17 protein-coding genes and 1 pseudogene are annotated in these 18,246 nt (G+C 47.4%); 8 read left to right on the plus strand and 10 right to left on the minus strand.

Annotated features, from left to right (window positions below):
- Window positions 1-33: 33 nt before the first annotated feature.
- Entirely contained in the window at window positions 34-828 is a 795-nt protein-coding gene (proC, locus tag DQN52_RS06220; protein WP_003785917.1) for a pyrroline-5-carboxylate reductase, read from the minus strand.
- 460 nt (window positions 829-1,288) lie between these two features.
- Between proC and DQN52_RS06225 the strand changes: the two genes are divergently transcribed.
- The 3 genes from DQN52_RS06225 to DQN52_RS06240 all read left to right on the plus strand — a co-directional run bounded on the left by DQN52_RS06225 (window position 1,289) and on the right by DQN52_RS06240 (window position 3,818).
- Window positions 1,289-1,537 carry a hypothetical protein gene (locus DQN52_RS06225; RefSeq protein WP_003789854.1) on the plus strand — a complete coding sequence of 83 codons (249 nt, stop codon included), beginning with the start codon at window positions 1,289-1,291 and terminating at the stop codon, window positions 1,535-1,537.
- 302 nt (window positions 1,538-1,839) lie between these two features.
- The gene (radA, locus tag DQN52_RS06230; protein ID WP_003785922.1) at window positions 1,840-3,216 is read left to right on the plus strand and encodes a DNA repair protein RadA; all 1,377 of its coding nucleotides are present in this window, start codon (window positions 1,840-1,842) and stop codon (window positions 3,214-3,216) included.
- Window positions 3,217-3,479: 263 nt separating this feature from the next.
- The gene (locus DQN52_RS06240) at window positions 3,480-3,818 is read left to right on the plus strand and encodes a hypothetical protein (protein ID WP_003785924.1); all 339 of its coding nucleotides are present in this window, start codon (window positions 3,480-3,482) and stop codon (window positions 3,816-3,818) included.
- 301 nt (window positions 3,819-4,119) lie between these two features.
- Here the strand turns inward: DQN52_RS06240 and DQN52_RS06250 are convergent, their stop codons facing one another.
- From DQN52_RS06250 to queA, 6 genes are all read right to left on the minus strand, one after another.
- Window positions 4,120-6,891, minus strand: coding sequence for a class I SAM-dependent DNA methyltransferase (locus tag DQN52_RS06250; protein WP_003785925.1), 2,772 nt, complete (start codon window positions 6,889-6,891; stop codon window positions 4,120-4,122).
- Window positions 6,892-7,280: 389 nt separating this feature from the next.
- On the minus strand, window positions 7,281-9,446 hold the full coding sequence (locus DQN52_RS06255; protein WP_003785926.1) for a RelA/SpoT family protein: 2,166 nt from the start codon (window positions 9,444-9,446) through the stop codon (window positions 7,281-7,283).
- A gap of 161 nt (window positions 9,447-9,607) precedes the next feature.
- Entirely contained in the window at window positions 9,608-9,814 is a 207-nt protein-coding gene (gene rpoZ / locus DQN52_RS06260; protein WP_003785927.1) for a DNA-directed RNA polymerase subunit omega, read from the minus strand.
- Window positions 9,815-9,886: 72 nt separating this feature from the next.
- Window positions 9,887-10,501: a guanylate kinase gene (gene gmk, locus DQN52_RS06265; RefSeq protein WP_003785928.1), complete on the minus strand. Its 615-nt coding sequence runs from the start codon at window positions 10,499-10,501 to the stop codon at window positions 9,887-9,889.
- A gap of 112 nt (window positions 10,502-10,613) precedes the next feature.
- Complete coding sequence (locus DQN52_RS06270) at window positions 10,614-10,952, minus strand: P-II family nitrogen regulator (protein WP_003785929.1); 339 nt, start codon at window positions 10,950-10,952, stop codon at window positions 10,614-10,616.
- Between the two features lie 42 nt (window positions 10,953-10,994).
- On the minus strand, window positions 10,995-12,020 hold the full coding sequence (gene queA / locus DQN52_RS06275; RefSeq protein ID WP_003785931.1) for a tRNA preQ1(34) S-adenosylmethionine ribosyltransferase-isomerase QueA: 1,026 nt from the start codon (window positions 12,018-12,020) through the stop codon (window positions 10,995-10,997).
- Between the two features lie 358 nt (window positions 12,021-12,378).
- Here queA and DQN52_RS11340 point away from each other — a divergent pair.
- From DQN52_RS11340 to DQN52_RS06300, 4 genes and pseudogenes are all read left to right on the plus strand, one after another.
- A pseudogene (locus tag DQN52_RS11340) lies at window positions 12,379-12,468 on the plus strand (imidazoleglycerol-phosphate dehydratase); the annotation flags it as partial.
- A gap of 104 nt (window positions 12,469-12,572) precedes the next feature.
- Window positions 12,573-13,217 (plus strand): imidazole glycerol phosphate synthase subunit HisH, encoded by a 645-nt coding sequence (gene hisH, locus DQN52_RS06290; RefSeq protein WP_032827625.1) that lies wholly within the window; start codon window positions 12,573-12,575, stop codon window positions 13,215-13,217.
- A gap of 97 nt (window positions 13,218-13,314) precedes the next feature.
- Entirely contained in the window at window positions 13,315-14,058 is a 744-nt protein-coding gene (gene hisA, locus DQN52_RS06295; protein ID WP_003785936.1) for a 1-(5-phosphoribosyl)-5-[(5-phosphoribosylamino)methylideneamino]imidazole-4-carboxamide isomerase, read from the plus strand.
- Between the two features lie 34 nt (window positions 14,059-14,092).
- Window positions 14,093-14,443: a hypothetical protein gene (locus tag DQN52_RS06300; RefSeq protein ID WP_032827626.1), complete on the plus strand. Its 351-nt coding sequence runs from the start codon at window positions 14,093-14,095 to the stop codon at window positions 14,441-14,443.
- A 75-nt stretch (window positions 14,444-14,518) separates the two neighbouring features.
- Here DQN52_RS06300 and DQN52_RS06305 read toward each other — a convergent pair whose 3' ends face one another.
- Both DQN52_RS06305 and DQN52_RS06310 read right to left on the minus strand, forming a co-directional pair.
- A complete protein-coding gene (locus DQN52_RS06305) occupies window positions 14,519-15,952 on the minus strand; it encodes a porin family protein (protein ID WP_003785940.1) in 1,434 nt (477 codons plus the stop codon).
- A 123-nt stretch (window positions 15,953-16,075) separates the two neighbouring features.
- Complete coding sequence (locus DQN52_RS06310) at window positions 16,076-16,630, minus strand: transferrin-binding protein-like solute binding protein (RefSeq protein ID WP_003785941.1); 555 nt, start codon at window positions 16,628-16,630, stop codon at window positions 16,076-16,078.
- On the opposite strand from DQN52_RS06310, the gene DQN52_RS10955 reads away from it, so the two are divergent.
- Window positions 16,614-17,105, plus strand: coding sequence for a hypothetical protein (locus DQN52_RS10955; RefSeq protein WP_170120130.1), 492 nt, complete (start codon window positions 16,614-16,616; stop codon window positions 17,103-17,105). The genes DQN52_RS06310 and DQN52_RS10955 overlap by 17 nt on opposite strands.
- A gap of 185 nt (window positions 17,106-17,290) precedes the next feature.
- Here the strand turns inward: DQN52_RS10955 and DQN52_RS06320 are convergent, their stop codons facing one another.
- Window positions 17,291-18,178 (minus strand): NAD(P)H-hydrate dehydratase, encoded by an 888-nt coding sequence (locus DQN52_RS06320; RefSeq protein WP_003785943.1) that lies wholly within the window; start codon window positions 18,176-18,178, stop codon window positions 17,291-17,293.
- Window positions 18,179-18,246 lie beyond the last annotated feature (68 nt).

The raw sequence follows: 18,246 nt of genomic DNA on the forward strand, positions 1-18,246 counted from the left end.
CGCCAAAAAGCAGCCTGCACTTCCTATCTAATCTCACTCAAACATCTTCGCCAATTCCTGCGAACGCGCACAAGCAGCCTGCACGCCTGCACCAATGTGTTGCGCGACTTGCTGTTCGTTAAAATGCGTCAGCGCGGCAAAAGTCGTGCCACCTTTGGACGTTACCTTGTCTTGCAACACGCGCAACTCTTCACCCGTGTGTTCTGCCAACGCCACCGCACCTTTGAATGTTTGAAGACTCAACGTGCGCGCTTGTTCGGCATCAAAGCCCAAATCCAGAGCCGCTTGTTGCAAAGCGTTCATCAAATAAAACACATACGCTGAACCGCTGCCCGATACGGCAGTTATCGCGTGCATTTGCGCTTCGTCATTCAGCCAAACAGTGCTGCCCGAAGTCGCAAAAATGGCTTGGGCGATGTGTTTGTCCGCTTCGTTCACCGCGCTGGCAGCGAATAAACCTGTTACGCCTAAACCAATTTGCGCTGGTGTGTTGGGCATGGCGCGAATCATGCGTTGCGTGCCACCCAAATAACGCGACAAAGTGACAAGGCTCAACCCTGCTGCCAACGAAATCACCAACGCACCGTTGCTTGCCACGTTTTCGCAAGCAGCCTGCATATCTTGCGGTTTAACTGCCAAAATCAGCACATCGTTTTTGGTGAGCATGGGCAATTTTTCCGAAACGCTTACGCCATATTTGGCTGCCAACGCCGCGCGTTTTTCTGCACCACGATTGGCAACGTGAATCTCTGTCGTGCGCTCTGCTTGACACAAACCAGCCACAATCGCCGCTGCCATATTGCCGCCGCCTAAAAAGTAAATCGTCATTTTATTCTCCCAAAATATGAAACACGGCACATTATATAGTTGATGCAAAGATTTTTTAATACAAGGCGACAACGTCCGCCGTGTACGCATAGTATAGTGATTTAAATTTAGATTAGTACGGCATTGCCAACTCCCTTATGTACTACGCGTACACGGCGGTCGTTGTCGCCTTGTCCTAATCTAAATTTAAACCACTATACATAAGGGTGTTGGCAACGCAGTATTAAAAGATAAGTGCATTAACTACAGCCCGAAAGCAGCCTGCACTTCGTTATAATGCAGGCTGCTTTGTATTGGAAAAATCAATCATGCTTGTAAATCCCCTTGCATTTATTTTGCCATTTTTCTTATTATTCTTTCCTATCTGGCTATTAAGCGCGTTATATCTCAATTACCGTTTGGCAAAAAATGGTTTAATGCTGACCGCAATCCAGATATAGATGCCATCAACCCTGCTATTTTGTCTGTTATTGCATGGTTGGTGTATGTGTTTGGTTTACTGGTTTTTCAGTTGGTTATAGACAATAGCTTAATCGTATTTTTTTGGGCGTGTTTATTGGTTTGGCTGTTTTTTAATTTCATGGCAACCAACAGCATTTGGGTTTTTCTGGAACACAAATGCCCACGCGATTTTTGGCGACCCATTGTTTTATTGATGATTGTTGCCTATCCACACATATTGAGTATTTTGATTAATGTGTTTTTTTGATTGATTTTAAAGCAGCCTGCATTTGATATAATGCAGGCTGCTTTAATTATTCTTTTAATCCACCAGAAAGGACAATATGAAAACGCTGGATAGATTAACGGACGAGCATGAAGAGAGTTATTTTTTAACAGTAGAACGCAATGAACAATTTGTTACATAACAAACTTGTCGTGCTAAACCAAAACCTATTTTTAATCCACCCGAAGAATTGCAATTATAATTTTCAGGCAGCCTGAAAATTCACACGAATAAAAACTTGTCGGGTTGCCAACCCGACCTACACGACACAAGGAAAAAACCAAATGGCAAAAGCCCCAAAAATCCAATTCCAATGCACCGAATGCGGTGGCACAACACCCAAATGGGTTGGCAAATGCCCGCATTGTGGCGAATGGAACACGCTTTCTGAACAGCTAACCGCACCCGAACCCAAAAACGCGCGTTTCCAATCGTGGGCGGCGGAAACCACGCAAGTGCAAGAATTATCCAAAGTTACCGCCATGGAAGTCCCACGCGAAGCCACTGGCATGGGCGAACTTGACCGCGTGTTGGGCGGCGGTTTGGTGGACGGTGCGGTCATTTTGCTCGGTGGCGACCCAGGTATTGGCAAATCCACTTTGTTGTTGCAAACCATTGCTTTAATAGCGAAAAAACGCAAAGTGCTGTATGTGTCGGGTGAGGAATCGGCGCAACAAGTGGCGTTGCGTTCGCAGCGTTTGGGGCTGAATGCGGACGGCGTGAATTTGTTGGCGGAAATCCGTTTGGAGGCGATTCAGGCTGCCTTAAAACAGCACGAGCCGTCTGTGGTCGTGATTGACTCGATTCAAACGATGTATTCTGACCAAATCACGTCCGCCCCTGGCTCGGTGTCGCAGGTGCGCGAATGTGCGGCGCAACTGACGCGAATCGCCAAACAAATGGGCATTGCGATGATTTTTGTTGGACACGTTACCAAAGACGGCGCGATTGCGGGTCCGCGCGTGTTGGAGCATATGGTGGACACGGTGCTGTATTTTGAGGGCGATCAGCATTCCAATTACCGCATGATTCGGGCGATTAAAAACCGTTTTGGGGCGGCGAATGAATTGGGCGTGTTTGCGATGACGGAAACGGGCTTGAAAGGCGTTTCTAATCCGTCTGCGATTTTTTTGGCGAGCTATCGCGATGATGTGGCGGGTTCGTGCGTGTTGGTTACGCAAGAGGGCAGTCGTCCGCTTTTGGTGGAAATTCAGGCACTTGTTGATGATGCGCACGGTTTCACGCCGAAGCGTTTAACGGTGGGTTTGGAGCAAAACCGTCTTGCCATGTTGCTGGCGGTGCTGAATCGCCACGCTGGCATTGCGTGTTTTGACCAAGATGTGTTTTTGAATGCGGTCGGCGGCGTGAAAATCAGCGAACCTGCGGCGGATTTGGCGGTAATTTTGGCGATGTTGTCGAGCTATCGCAATAAGCCGCTGCCTGAAAAAATGGTGGCGTTTGGGGAAATTGGTTTGAGTGGCGAAATTCGTCCTGTGCCACGTGGGCAGGAGCGTTTGAAAGAAGCGGAGAAATTGGGCTTTAAACGGGCGATTGTGCCGAAAGCGAATTTGCCGAAGAATTTAAAAGAGTTCCCAAGCCTGAAAATTCAAGGCGTAAGCAGCCTGCAAGAAGCGGTGAATGCTTGTCGGGATTGGGAATAAAAAAGCAGCCTGCACTTTATTGTTGATTCAAAGTGCAGACTGCTTTTGTGTTCGCAAATCGACTCCCTCTCCTTTGGGAGAGGGCAGAGGAGAGGGGATGGGTTACGCTCTCCGTGCAGGCTGCTTTTAAATTTGCGTGGTCAATCCTGTTACGCTATATCGCATCAAAATTATTTAAAATCAACAAATTACTTGAAATTAAGAAAAATTTTGCTACAATAAAAAGCACGACAATTTCGTCGTAATAGCAAAGGAAAAATATCATGACAACTTGTAAAACCCACCAAAATCACGAACATCAACACGGCGCAAATTGTGGACACACTGCAATTAAACATGGCGACCACGTAGATTACTTGCATGATGGACATTTGCATCACGCGCACAACGGTCATTACGATGAACATACGTTAGATGTAAACGAACAAAACCCAGACGACTGCCACCCAACGCACGAATGTGCTGAACACGTTCACGGCGAAGGCTGCGGACACGAAGCCGTGCCACATGGCGACCATGTAGATTACATTGTAAACGGACGTTTGCACTACCAACACGGCGACCATTGTGATGACCATGGCGCAGTGGAAATTGTGAAATAATCTTGCCGCGTTAATTATAGTGGATTAAATTTAGATTAGGACAAGGCGACAACGACCGCCGTGTACATCTAGTACATAAGGGAGTTGGCAACGCCGTACTAATCTAAATTTAATTCACTATAAAAGCAGCCTGCACTTTTTGTTGATTGAAAGTGCAGGCTGCTTTTTTGTGTGTACCAATCTATTTCAGCCTGACCTGCGGCTGGAACGTCGGCGGCTCACCGACACATTTCAAATGTCACATCATTTTTTTGATGGCGCGAACATTTGCAAATTTTGTCGGCGAGCCGCCGACGCTCCATTACGCCCCTTTCATTTTCTCATACACCCCAAACAAAAACTCCACTCTATCCGCATCATCGTTACCGCCAGTGTAGCCGTAAGCATTATCCACAGCTTTATCTAGCGCGGCGTGGGCGGCGTGCAAGCGCGTAAACGGTGCGCCCCTGCGATACAAATCCGCCAAGCTCGGCTCGGGCAAGTTTTCCTGTTGCGCTTGGGCTATGTAATGCGCTCGTGCGTCCAACACGGCTTGGGCGGCTGTGGCAATTGCGGTGCGGTGTTTTTGTTCGGCTGGGCTGATTTCGGTTTCAGGCTGCCTGAATGCGGCAAACGGAAACGGAAAATTGTTATAAACAATCGTATTGGAATAGCGGTAATCGCTTTTCAATCGCCCTGCCACGGTTCGCATAAACTCATTGTGCATGGTGCTGCTTAATAGCCCGAAGTGGTACAAAGTCGCGTTTGGCAAACTAAAATTTGCATTGCCGTTAATCGTATTACTATTCAAATAACCAATCGGGATAAATTCGCGTGTTTCCGATGAAGCGCTTGGAATTAACAAATAATTTCCGCTTTCAGGCTGCCTGATTGCTTGAAATAAATGCGGCGTGGCTGCGGCTTTATTGGTTTGCTTATCTGAACTTTCTAAACGCATTTGTTTAACCAATTCAATGCGTTTGGCAACCAAAGGCATTTTTTGTAAATCGGTAAACAATCGCATTTCACTCATTCCATGAAACCACAAACACCAGCGTTCTTTATTATTCAAAAATTCTTCCGCGCCCAAAAATCGGCGAATGTATTGTTCCGCCAATGGTTCGGCTGCAATCAATTCGTTTTTTTCTTCGGTTGATAAAATTAAATTACCGCCGTCAGTTGGTTTGCTGCCGTAAATCATTTCAGGCTCGCCCGAAATTGGTTTACTGCGTTTTTCAATAATCACATTCGGCGCATCAATCAAATACGGATTGATGTTCGCCACTTCGCGTTTTTCAGGCTGCCCTTTGATGTCGGGATAATCAAATAAATATTTCGCACCCGAATGCTTTTCAGGCTGCCTGAAACCCACAATCACGCAATGCACCGCCGCTTTGCCGTGCGCTTGGCTCGTCCATTGAAACGTGCGGTGCGCGAAATGAATTTCCACGCCCCAATCCAACAACGCGCCCCAAAGTGCTTCCACTTGCTGCCCTTGGCAAATGGAATTGGTAGAAACAAAAGCAGCCTGCACTTGCGGATTGTCGCGCATGATTTGCGCCGCTTTCACATACCAATTTGCCACATAATCCAAAATCCCAGCATTTTTCAGGCTGCCTGAAACCGCTTGCGTGTCCGCTTTTTGCTCTTTGGTTTGATACGTTGAACCGATAAACGGCGGATTGCCAAGAATAAAATCCACGTTTTCCCAATCCAATCGCAGCGAATTGCCGTGCGTGATGTGTGCCAATTTGCGTAGCGGAATATTCAGGCTGCCGTAGCCTTTGCCCAATGCCGCGCCTTCGTGCAAATTGCATAAATGGTCAATCAACCACATGGACAACACCGCAATTTCCGCCGCCAATCCGTCAATTTCAATGCCGAAAAATTGCTCAATGCTGACGGCAGATTGCAAATGCGTTTTATCCAATTTCTGATATTCGTGAATGACTTGAATCTCCAATTCACGCAAGGCGCGATACGCCGCCACAAGAAAATTGCCTGTGCCGCAAGCTGGGTCTAAAAATTTGAGTTTCGCGATTTTTTGTTGAAATTCAATCAAGCGTTTTTTCTTGTCGCGTTTCAGGCTGCTAATTTGCGCCAATTCCGCTTTTAAATCGTCCAAAAACAACGAGTTGATGACTTTTTCAATATTGTCTTTTTCGGTGTAATGCGCGCCCAATTCGCGGCGTTCGTTCACGTCCAACGCTTCCTGAAACAGCGAGCCGAAAATTTCGGGCGAAATAAAGCCCCAGTTGATTTCCCTGCCGATGTGAATCAGCTTTTGGCGCATTTCGCTGTCAAAATAAATGGTGGGCAGTGTTTCGGCGAATAAGCCGCCGTTGATGTAGTCAAATTCTTGTAAATATTCAGGCAGCTTGGGTGAGCGTTTGGCGGTGTTGAGCGTTTGGAATAATTCCGTGAGCATTGCACCTGTGTCGCTGCCGTCTGCTTTGGTGTGTTTGTCGATTAGGCGGTTGAATTGGTCGGGGCGGAAAATGCCTGTATCTTCGGCGAATAGGCAAAACAAAATGCGGATTAGGAATTTACGCACGGTGTCGGTATTGTAATCGGCTTTAATGCCGTTGTAGAGTTCGCGCATCATCGCGGACGCTTGCAAATTAACAAGGCTTTGCGCGTGATGAATTTCCGTTTCCAAATCCAGCAAAAAATTGAATAAACCGATGTTTTCAGGCAGCTTTTCAAGCGGAAATTCTACGCAAGCCGTGCCAATGGTTTCGTAAAATCGCATGGTTGCGAAATCGCACACGATGAAATACGGCGGTAAATTTTCAGGTTCTTGGGCGCGGATTTGTTCTAAATATTCACGCGCTTGGGCGGCGGCATCGTCTAGGTTTTTGCCTTTGGTTTTTTGTTCGCAGAGCAATTTTTTCGGCACGAAAACATCGGCGAATTTGGTGGATTTTTCTGCTTTTAATCGCTTTTCCAAAATGGCAATGGCTTTGCGGTCTAGCCCGAAAATGGCGAAAAATTCGTTCCAAAAGGTTTGGGATTCGGATTTTTCGTCTGATTCGTGTTGCCAGCGTGTGGCGAAGGTTTGGGCGTTGATGAGGATTTGGGCGGAAGTGAGCATGGGGATTTTTCCTGTTGCGTAAATGGAGTGGATTATACGGTTTTAGGCTGCTTTTCGGTACACGATACAATGGAGCGTCGGCGGCTCGCCGATAAAATCTTTCATAATCACAAAGTGTTATTTCAAGCAAATCAAGTTGCTGTTATAGTGAATTAAATTTAGATTAGTACAGCGTTGCCAACTCCCTTATGTACTAGATGTACACGGCAGTCGTTGTCGCCCTGTCCTAATCTAAATTTAATCCACTATAAATCCCACCTTACGCGCATATCAACGAATTATGCGAACACAGCCAAAATTTATTGTTTTACAGAAAGTCTAATACAAAAAGCAGCCTGCACTTTTCATCAACACAAAAGTGCAGGCTGCTTTTTCAATCTCAATTTAATCTACACACGCTTAACCGTGCGAACGTGCGGAATATGCTGCAATGCTGTCATTATCGCTTTCAAATGTGCTAAATCGCGCACGTTTACATTGAAACGGAATTCGATAAAGCCTTCTGTGCCAGCTTGCGATTTGGATAGCGTGTCCACCGATGCAATGTTGCCGCCTGTGCCAGAAATCGCGCTTGCCATCGTTGCCAACAGCGCGTGGGCATCGGCTGACGACACCACCACTGCCGCATCGTACATTTTTTCCATGCCAGCAGGCAGCGTTGCCCAATCTGCGTCCAGTTGCTGCTCGGGATCGGATTTGAGCAGCGTGGCGCAGGTGTCGCGGTGGATAATCAAGCCTTGGTCTTTAACGATAACGGCGCGTACCGAATCGCCAGCCACAGGCATACAGCATTTGCCCAAATGCACGCGCGTGGTTTCGCTGCCGTGAATTTGAATCGGGCTTAATTTGACTTCGCCGCCAAAGTGGTTGCCCGCCATATCGGCAATTTCCATCGCCACCGACACAGGCAAGGTCAAGCCCACGCCTACGTTGTATAACACGTCTTCCAATTTTTGCTCGCGTGCTTCTAGCTGCTTTAAGTATTTGTCTTTAAACGTGTCTGACTGTGCGACTTCTTTGGGCAACAAGCTGCCCAAGGCTTGTGCCAACAGGCGTTCGCCCAAGGCAATGGCATCGCTGCGACTGGTGTTTTTGACGTAGTTGCGAATGGCACTACGCGCACGGCTCGATGCGGCAAAGCTCAACCAAGCTGGGTTGGGTTTGCCATTGGGCGATGTGATAATCTCCACTGTGTCGCCTGTTTTGAGTTTGGTACGCAACGGCACAGCCACGTTATTAACTCGTGCGCCAATGCAGCGATTGCCAATGTCGGTGTGAATGGCATAGGCAAAGTCAATGGTGCTTGCGCCGCGTGGCAGTGTGATGATTTTGCCTTTGGGCGTAACGATATAGACTTCGTTGGGGAACAAATCGACTTTGATGTGTTCCAAAAATTCAAACGCATTGTCGCTGCGTGATTGCAAATCCAAAATGTTTTGCAGCCATTGGTTGGTACGCAATGTGGTTTCATCTTCGTGTGTGTCGCCCGATTTGTATGCCCAATGGCTTGCCACGCCCGATTCGGCAACGGCGTGCATTTCGCGTGTGCGAATTTGGATTTCAATCGGCAAACCATACGGGCCGTTGAGCGCGGTGTGCAGCGATTGGTAGCCATTGGATTTGGGAATGGCAATGTAGTCTTTAAATTTACCAGGTTTGGGTTGATACAATTCGTGCAGCGCACCCAAAGCAACATAGCAGGCTGCTTTGCTGTTCACAATCACGCGAAAGCCGTAAATATCCAACACATCTTCAAATTTGATTTTTTTTGCCTTCATTTTTTGATGAATGTTATACAAATTTTTCTCGCGCCCTTGGATTTTGGCTTCGATGTTGTAGCCAACCAAATGCAAGCTCATTTCGCGTAGCACACGTTCAATCACATCGTGGCGATTTTTCTTGAAGGCGGTCATGGCGCGTTGCAACACTTGGTAACGCGCAGGGTGCATGGCTTTGAACGCCAAGTCTTGCAACTCGCGATACACAGGATTCAGCCCCAAACGGTTGGCAATGGGGGCATACACTTCCAGCGTTTCGGTGGCGATGCGGCGGCGGCTGTCGGGGCTTTTTGCACCCAAAGTCCGCATATTGTGCAGGCGGTCAGATAGCTTAACGATGATGATGCGTATGTCTTTGGTCATCGCCAAAATCAGTTTGCGAAAGCTCTCGGCTTGTTGTTCGGCTTTGCTGTCGTATTTTAGGTTTTCTAGTTTGGATAAGCCGTCCACCATTTCGGTGATGGTGTCGCCAAATTCTTGTGCCATTTCGGCTTTGGTGATGTGGGTGTCTTCCAACACGTCGTGCATTAAACCTGCGCTTAATGTTTGAATGTCCATGCGCCAACGTGCCAGTTCGATGGTTACGGCAATCGGGTGGGTGATGTAGGGTTCGCCACTTTTGCGCGTTTGACCATCGTGTGCAAAAAAGGCATAGGCACAGGCTTTTTCGAGTTGTTGTAATTCGTCTGCATTCAAATAACGCGCTTCACGAAACAGGGTATCGCGGACGCTGGCGGTCAGGGAATCGTAGGGGGCGGTGGGTTGAATTGGGGACATGATGTTGGCTCGTGTTGATTGGTTGTGATTGGGTTAAATCATAATAGATAGGGCTAAAAAAATCAGCAATAAATCAAATAGCGTTATTTTATGTTGTATTTTGTACAAAAAAGTGCAGGCTGCTTTTGAACGCTTCAAAAGCAGCCTGCACTTTTTTGTGTTTATTTATTGCGCGACAAAATGTCCACACCCACTTGCCCTGCTGCGATTTCGCGCAAAGCGGTTACCGTTGGTTTATCGTGGCGTACATCATCAACCAAAGGCGATGTGCCGTTTTCTAGCTGGCGCGCGCGGCGTGCTGCTGCCAAAGTTAAGTCAAAATGATTGGGAATGTGCGGAGTGCAATCTTCCACAGTAATGCGTGCCATGAATATTCCTTTAAATAAAACTAAAAACCGTGCAAGGCGACCAAGCAGCCTGCACATTTAAGTGGGCAGATTTTATACGCTTTTTAACACTTTTTCAATGCTGGCAACTTGGTTGCTTTGGCGCAAACGTGTGGCTTGGAAAATTGCCAATAATTCGTTTTCGGCTTGTTGCAAATCGTGGTTATGCACAATGTAATCAAAGGCAAAAGCGTGTTGGATTTCTTCGCGCGCTTCGGATAGGCGACGCGCAATTACTTCATCGCTATCGGTTTGGCGCGTGCGTAGGCGGTATTCCAAAATTGCCATGCTGGGTGGCAAAATAAAAATGCTCACCGAATCGGGTAGGGCGTGGCGAATTTGCGCTGCGCCTTGCACGTCAATTTCCAAAATTACGTTAAAACCTTGATTGCACAAATCTTTTACGGCTTGTGCGCTTGTGCCATAAAAATTGCCAAACACTTCGGCGTGTTCCAAAAACGCGCCTTCGCCAGCCAGTTGTGCGAATTGTTCTTTGTTTACAAAATGATAGTGCTGTCCGTTTACTTCGCCCGCACGTGGTTCGCGTGTGGTGTGCGAAATGGATACGCGAATGTGGGCGTTGCGTTGCGTTAAACGCGATACCAGCGTGGTTTTGCCTGTGCCAGATGCGGCGGAAATGACAAATACATTGCCTGTTTGTTGGGTCATGTTGATTCTCTTGGTTGATGGAAATGGAAAGGTGCAGGCTGCTTTGTTTTGATGTTTTTGTTAGGGTGTGATCCAACATTTCAAAGCAGCCTGCACTTTATGTTTATGCTATTTAAACCGCAGCTTCGCCTGTTTCGCCTGTGCGAATTCGGATAACTTCTTCAACAGGTAAAACAAAAATCTTGCCGTCGCCAATTTTGCCTGAGCGTGCGGTTTGTACAATAATTTCTACGGTGCGTTCTACCAAATCATCGGGCAGCACCAATTCCAATTTTACTTTGGGCAAAAAGTCCACCGCGTATTCTGCACCGCGATACACTTCGGTGTGTCCGCGTTGTCGTCCAAAGCCTTTGACTTCGGTAACCGTCATGCCAGAAATGCCCGCTTCGGTCAGGGCTTCGCGCACGTCGTCCAGTTTGAACGGCTTGATAATGGCTTCAATTTTTTTCATGATGCGTTTCCTTTGTGGTTGATTAAAAGTGCAGGCTGCTTTTTATGGTTCGCGCCCCAAAATCATTGCATCGCCATAACTAAAAAAGCGATATTCTTTGCCAATAGCGTGTTGATACAACTGGCGGATTCGCTCGCTGCCTGTGAATGCAGATACTAACATCAACAGCGTGGATTTGGGCAAGTGAAAATTGGTAATCAAGCGGTCAATGACTTGAAACGGGTAGGGCGGTGTGATGAAAATATCCGTGTCGCCTTGCCCTGCTTGCAATGTGCCTGAACGTGCTGCCGATTCAATCGCGCGTAAAGAAGTCGTCCCAACCGACCAAATGTGGTTGCCACGCGCTTTGGCGGCGGCGATTTTGGCAACGGTGTCTGCTGGCACATCAAACCATTCGCTGTGCATTTTGTGTTCGGCAATGTTTTCTACGCGCACGGGCTGGAATGTGCCTGCGCCAACGTGTAGCGTTACTTCGGCGAACTCTATGCCTTTTTGTTGCAGGCTGCTTAATAAATCATCGGTAAAATGCAAGCCTGCGGTGGGAGCGGCAACTGCGCCTTGATGTTTGGCATACACGGTTTGATAGCGATTGTCGTCATTGTCGTCTGCGCTGCGAACAATATAGGGCGGCAAGGGCAATACGCCGTGTTGTTCTAATAGTTCGTACACCGTTTGTTCGCCCGAAAAATGCAGTTTGAACAATTCGCCCACGCGTTCGGTCATGGTGGCGTGAATGTCGCCCGTAAAAATCAGTTCCGCGCCTGCTTTGGGTGATTTGGACGAGCGAATGTGCGCCAAAGCGGTGTGTGTGTCCAACACGCGCTCAATTAAGGCTTCAATTTTGCCGCCACTGGTTTTTTGTCCAAACAATCGCGCTTTCATCACTTTGGTGTTGTTGAACACAAATATATCGCCTGCACGAACGTAGTTTAATAAATCGGCAAAATGCTGGTCGGCAAACGGTTGATTGGGCAACGCAACCAACAAACGGCTGCTGCCACGCACGGCAGGTGGGTTTTGGGCGATTAAGTGTTCGGGTAAATCAAAGTCAAAGTCGGAAATGTGCATAATTTAGGGATACAAAATAAAACGACATTATAGTCAAAATGAGTACTTTGCAAAACTACTGTGCCGTCATTCCTGCCTCCGCCTACGCAAGGGTAAACTACGGCAGGAATCTAACGTGGCATTTAGGTAATAGAAAATAAATCCATATAATTGAATAAGTTAAATAGATTCCCGCCTGCGCGGGAATGACGGTAATTTAAAGGTGTTTAGATAGAATTCAGTTTTGCAAAGATTTTAGGTAATCTTACGCCTTTTTCATAATTCAGAGACCACAAACCATGCGTACCGCAACCATTACTCGCAACACCAGCGAAACCCAAATTACTGTACCCATCAACCTAGACGGCACAGGCAAAGTGCGTTTGGACGCGCCTTGCGCATGGCGGTGGAACACGATGAGCGCATGGCAGGTAAAATGCCATCAACCAAAGGAACTTTAACGGCATAATTTAAAGTGCAGGCTGCTTTTGAGTGATGTGTTGGGTCGCAACCCAACAAAATGTAATCAACCAAACCAAGCAGCCTGCACCCCAATCCAACGGAACTGAAATCATGAATATCGCCATTATTGATTACGGCATGGGCAATTTGCATTCGGTCTATAAATCGGTGCAGGCTGCTGCCGATGCAGCACAATCGTCTGCCAAAATCACGCTCACGTCCACTCCAGAAAACGTGTTGGCAGCCGACAAAGTCATCTTCCCAGGTCAAGGCGCAATGCCCGACTGCATGAACGCGCTCAACCAAAGCGGTTTGCGCGAAGCTGTGCAAGAATCGTTGAAAAACAAACCATTTTTTGGCATTTGCGTGGGCGCACAACTGCTGTTTGAACACAGCGAAGAAGGCGATACCGCAGGTTTGGGCTGGTTCAAAGGTGGCGTCAAGCGTTTTGCCGCCAACCAAACCGACACGCAAGGCAATCGCCTGAAAGTGCCGCACATGGGCTGGAACACCGTCCGCCAAACGCAAGCGCACCCCTTGTTTACAGGCGTAAGCAATCCCGCACATTTTTATTTTGTTCACAGCTATTACTTTGCACCGCAAGACAGCGACATCGTGCTCGGCACAAGCGAATATCCGCACGATTTTGCCTGCATTGTTGGCAAAGATAACGTGTTTGCCACACAATTTCACACCGAAAAAAGCCACGAAGCAGGCTTGCGACTGTTGCAAAACTTCTTGCAATGGCAAGGTTAAAACGCGATTTTCTTTACATAAACTTACTTTGTTGATTACAATGTGCAGGTTTGAAAAGCAGCCTGCACATTTTATATTTTTAGGATAACCCCAATCTATGCAACTCATTCCCGCGATTGACTTAAAAAACGGACAATGCGTCCGCTTAAAACAAGGCTTAATGGAACAAGCCACCGTATTTTCCGACAGCCCAGCCCAAATGGCAGCGCACTGGCATCAACAAGGCGCGCGCCGTTTGCATTTGGTGGACTTGGACGGCGCATTTGCAGGCGAACCCAAAAATTTCCCGGCCATCAAAGAAATTTTGGCAGCGGTGGCGCAACACATTTCCGTGCAGCTCGGTGGCGGCATTCGCGATTTGCAAACCATTGAAAAATATTTGTCTTTGGGGTTGAATGACGTGATTATCGGCACGGTAGCGGTTAAAAATCCAGCCTTTGTGCGCGAAGCCTGTCGTGAGTTTGCAGGACACATCATCGTGGGACTTGATGCCAAAGACGGCATGGTCGCGATTGACGGCTGGGCAACCGTAACCGAACATCATGTCATTGATTTAAGTAAACAATTTGAAGACGATGGCGTAAACAGCATTATCTATACCGACATCGGACGCGACGGCATGATGAGCGGCGTAAACATTGAAGCGACTGTTAAACTGGCGCAAGCGGTCAATATCCCGATTATCGCATCGGGCGGCTTGACCAATTTGGACGATGTACGCGCCTTGTGTGCCGTCGCCAAACAAGGCGTGGCAGGTGCGATTACAGGTCGCGCCATTTACGAAGGCAGCATTCAGTTTGACCAAGCACAGCAGTTGGCAGACGAATTGCTGGCAGCATAAATTTTTGTTTTAGTTTGAATAAGGAAGTAAAAAAATGACTGGTTCTTATATGTTAATCGCCTTTATTTTGGGCTTTTGGTGCATTTGGTCAGCCAACCGCGATGTGAACTCGCTGGGCGAATCGCTGGGCTTTACGCTGATGGCAATTGTGATTAAATCGTTGATGGAGTGGTCGGGCGTACCCAATCTTGACAATTTGACCATGGCGCAATGGGGCATTTTGTTCGTGTATGTGGTGGTGTGCTTGGAATTAACCGACCGCTTTTCCAGCAGCATGGCGTTGAACATGACGATTGCGGTTGCTAGTGCGTTGGGCTATTTCTTTTTGGGACAATATGTGTTCAGCGCGGCAGGTGCGGCAACGGTCAATGGCTGGTTGTCTTAATTGTTTGTAATATAAAAGTGCAGGCTGCTTTTAGCGGAAAAATCCGTTCAAAAGCAGCCTGCACTTTTTTGCGTTTTAAAAGGCTTTGTTCATTTGGATAAAGACATTTTTCTTGCTGTAATCGCCGTAAAACGGATGATTGCTGCTGACTTTTGTCCAACGGAATACTAGGCGTGGTGTGATGCCCCCAAATTGCCAGCGGTTGTTCCACAAGCTAAGCGATGCAAAATGTTCGCGGTCTTTGCGAATGTAGTTGAACGGGAAGTTGGGCGCATCGTAAACACGTTGTGCAGTGCCAATGCCCAATGAGCTGCCCACGGTGTTGCCCCAATATTGCGTCCAGCCTAAACGTATGCCTTTGCGGCGATAAGCGTCGCTGCTGTCTTGCGCGGTTTTGCGGGTCAGGTCTATGCCCAGCGTCCAGTATTGTTTTTCTGATGATAAAAACAGCCATGTAGCCGACAAATTGCTGTTTTTGCCGTCCAAAAATGAGCGCGTGTCGTGTTTTTGCCAGCTATGTTCGCCCGACAGCAAAACTTGATTTTTGGGCGTGAACCAGTATGACCATTCCAGCGTTAGCCCTTTTTCGGCAGCGTATTCTTTGCCACCATACCAACGGCGTTCAAAATACGGCAAAATCGCTGTTTCACTTCGCGCGGTTTGATGCGCTACGCCCAGTTTGACACGCGCCGATAAATCGTCGTATTTGCGGTTGTCCCAATAATATTTGCCAAACACGTCTGTGCCAAAGCGCAATGACCATTGTTTGCCCAAATAGGTGTCTTTATTGACGTTGCCATAATACGCAATGCCGTGTGCTGATTCGGGTTCACCCAGTGTCCAGTTGCCGACTTTGCGTTGATTGGGGGTGCTATTGATGTTGTTGTCTTGCGTGTAATACGCATTGATGTTAAATGTCCAATCGTTGCGTTTTTTTATGGCGGACAGATAGCTGCCTGCGTATTGGCGGAAATTTTCGGGTAAATCGCTGCGATTGTGCAATTCGGTCAAGATTTGTTTGGCTTCGCTGTTGCGGTGGTCGGCGAACAAAGTTTGTGCTAGTCCCATTTGGATAGACGGCGCATCGGGCTGTTGTGCCAATACTTTTTGATACGATTCTACCGCGTTATCGTAATCGCCCTTGTCCTGCGCGAGCATGGCATCTGCTAAATTGAGCGCAAATTCGTCGTTGCCGTCTGGTAGATTGCGATACCAGGGCAGCAGAATTTTGACACCAGCCACATTGCCTGTTGCCAATGCACCAAAAAAAGCGCGTTTTAAAAGTGCAGGCTGCTTTTGCAGTTCTTCCGATGAAATATTGAGTGTTTCGCCATCCGCATCGTTTGTAGGTGGCGTGTTTTCGGTGGGTTTGATGTCGGGCGTGCGATTGAATTCGGTTTCGGGCGACGATTCGTTCAGCATCTGTTCAACTTTGGGTGGCAGCGTTTCGGCATAAATCGATGCCGTTGCCAGCCACAGCGCACTGGTAAGTAATAGTTTGGAATACATGGAATATCGTTTTTTGTGATTGTGAGATGTATTATAGGCAAATAAAAGCAGCCTGCACAATAAAACAGCCTGCCTGCAAAACACAAGCAGGCAGGTTGTTTATTCAGGGATTAGCTTGGGGAATTAGGGCGTTTGTTTTTTACCGCCGAATACGCCGAAGCCACTGTCAGAAAGTGTATCACTCTTACCATCAATAAATTGGTACTTACCTGCAATTTCTGCCGCATTAGCACCATAGAAACCACCTTCTATCGTTTGATCGGGCGATGAGCTATCTGACTTAAATCTGTTGCCATTAATAACCGCATTGAAGGTTTTTGTTCCCATATACGAACTATCTCCGCTGTTAATGATAGCAGACAGTTTTTTGCTTGAAAAATCAGCCGTTGCGGTGAATGTGCCGTTGTAAGTGTAAGTGTAGTCGATATTAGAGCCAGTCAATACACCAGAGCCATTCAAAACGCGACCACGATAGTGCAACACTTGTCCGCTGTATTTTGCTGTGCCACTAGGCATATCGGCAGTTAAATTACCTTGTACAAACAAAGCGTGTTTACCGTTGCCAGTTGCTGCACCATAAACCACATTGTCTAGGTTATTGAAAATACGGTAATTGTCAGCTTCTGTTAAAGTTGTTCTGTCTGTTTTGTTTGGCAACTGAATGCTGACACCATCCACTACTACAGTTCGCAATGCAGTAAACGTGTCGTTTACGGTTGTCAAAGTTTTGCTGGCTGTATCAACAATAAATTTAACCGAGCTATTGCTGGCAGGTGGCGTTGGTGTAGGCGCAGGTGGCGTTGGTGTAGGCGCAGGTGGCGTTGGTGTAGGCGCAGGTGGCGTTGGTGTAGGCGCAGGTGGCGTTGGTGTAGGCGCAGGTGGCGTTGGTGTAGGCGCAGGTGGCGTTGGTGTAGGCGCAGGTGGCGTTGGTGTAGGCGCAGGTGGCGTTGGTGTAGGCGCAGGTGGCGTTGGTGTAGGCGCAGGTGGCGTTGGTGTAGGCGTAGATTGCGTGCTAAGCGATGAACCGCCGCCACCACCGCAAGCTGTTAAACCCAAGCTACACGCAATCACAATCGCACTCAACTTAAATGGAATGTTCATACAAAAAATCCTCTTGTCGATAAACAGGGTTGATGAAGTAAAACTTTGCTAAATTGCATAAATTTAAATAATGATAATTCATATTATTTACTAAATCAACATCAATTTTAAATATTGGTTTTAAATACTGAGAATTTTTTGTTGAGAATGTATTGATGCTATCGATATAAACAAAAAAGTGCAGGCTGCTTTGTCTATTAAAAAGCAGCCTGCACTTAAATATATCAAATAGAGCGATTAAACCGCACCAATAGTGAGCCGATTGCGTAACCAGCGCACCATTTCTGCCAATTCGCCAGCCATTAGCCCAATAGGCCCAGTTTGTGATTGTTCCAGTAATTCCGATGCTGCACCGTGTAGCCATACGCCAGCAGGAATGGCTTCTTCGGCAGGTAATCCTTGCGCCAGTAGGCTGGTAATGATGCCAGTTAAGACATCGCCGCTGCCTGCGGTTGCCAAGCCTGCGTTGCCTGTATTGTTGGTATGCAAAAGACCGCGCGCCGATGAAATAATGGTGTCGTGTCCTTTTAGCACAACCCAGCAGTGATAACGGTCTGCCAGTTCACGCGCAACCCATGGGCGGTAATCTTGCACTTGATTAATGGTAATGTTAAGCAAATGTGCCGCTTCGCCTGGGTGTGGTGTCAGCACTAAATCGTTGTGTTTGTGTTTGCAAAATTTGTCAGGGTAATCCGCCAAAATGTGTAGCGCATCGGCATCTAACACCAAACGCGGCTGGTCTGAATGCCACAAGTTTTGTACGCATTGAATCGCCGCTTCATCGCGCCCCAAACCACAGCCAACCGCCCAGACATCAACGTCTTGGCGTTTTGAAGCATTGGCAGCGATGTCGAGCATTAATTCAGGGTAGGGCGCATGAACAGGCATAGGTAGTTGTGGTTGGTTAAATGCCACCACTGTTTTGCCGCAACCTGTAAACATGGCGGCAACACCTGCGAGTAAAGGTGCGCCAGCCATGCCAACTGCACCGCCTGCAATGCCAACCGTGCCAAATGTGCCTTTATGCGTATTGGGCAGGTGTGGCATTAGCAGACTGGGGAAATGACGTTTGGCATAACGTTGATACATCGCCAAATTGATATTAGAACGAGTGGTATTAGCCATAGTGAAAATGTTAAATAGACAAATTGGAAAATAATGGCGAAATTTTACACGATGCGCCAAAAAAATTC

It is taken from the genome of Kingella kingae (assembly GCF_900475905.1).
GTDB classification, from domain to species: domain Bacteria; phylum Pseudomonadota; class Gammaproteobacteria; order Burkholderiales; family Neisseriaceae; genus Kingella; species Kingella kingae.

Excerpts from the sequence above, each read along its gene's own strand:
- proC (WP_003785917.1), bottom strand. The coding sequence starts at position 828 with ATGACGATTTACTTTTTAGGCGGCGGCAATATGGCAGCGGCGATTGTG.
- radA (WP_003785922.1), top strand. The coding sequence starts at position 1,840 with ATGGCAAAAGCCCCAAAAATCCAATTCCAATGCACCGAATGCGGTGGC.
- DQN52_RS06240 (WP_003785924.1), top strand. The coding sequence starts at position 3,480 with ATGACAACTTGTAAAACCCACCAAAATCACGAACATCAACACGGCGCA.
- DQN52_RS06250 (WP_003785925.1), bottom strand. The coding sequence starts at position 6,891 with ATGCTCACTTCCGCCCAAATCCTCATCAACGCCCAAACCTTCGCCACA.
- DQN52_RS06255 (WP_003785926.1), bottom strand. The coding sequence starts at position 9,446 with ATGTCCCCAATTCAACCCACCGCCCCCTACGATTCCCTGACCGCCAGC.
- rpoZ (WP_003785927.1), bottom strand. The coding sequence starts at position 9,814 with ATGGCACGCATTACTGTGGAAGATTGCACTCCGCACATTCCCAATCAT.
- gmk (WP_003785928.1), bottom strand. The coding sequence starts at position 10,501 with ATGACCCAACAAACAGGCAATGTATTTGTCATTTCCGCCGCATCTGGC.
- DQN52_RS06270 (WP_003785929.1), bottom strand. The coding sequence starts at position 10,952 with ATGAAAAAAATTGAAGCCATTATCAAGCCGTTCAAACTGGACGACGTG.
- queA (WP_003785931.1), bottom strand. The coding sequence starts at position 12,020 with ATGCACATTTCCGACTTTGACTTTGATTTACCCGAACACTTAATCGCC.
- hisH (WP_032827625.1), top strand. The coding sequence starts at position 12,573 with ATGAATATCGCCATTATTGATTACGGCATGGGCAATTTGCATTCGGTC.
- hisA (WP_003785936.1), top strand. The coding sequence starts at position 13,315 with ATGCAACTCATTCCCGCGATTGACTTAAAAAACGGACAATGCGTCCGC.
- DQN52_RS06300 (WP_032827626.1), top strand. The coding sequence starts at position 14,093 with ATGACTGGTTCTTATATGTTAATCGCCTTTATTTTGGGCTTTTGGTGC.
- DQN52_RS06305 (WP_003785940.1), bottom strand. The coding sequence starts at position 15,952 with ATGTATTCCAAACTATTACTTACCAGTGCGCTGTGGCTGGCAACGGCA.
- DQN52_RS10955 (WP_170120130.1), top strand. The coding sequence starts at position 16,614 with ATGCTGACACCATCCACTACTACAGTTCGCAATGCAGTAAACGTGTCG.
- DQN52_RS06320 (WP_003785943.1), bottom strand. The coding sequence starts at position 18,178 with ATGGCTAATACCACTCGTTCTAATATCAATTTGGCGATGTATCAACGT.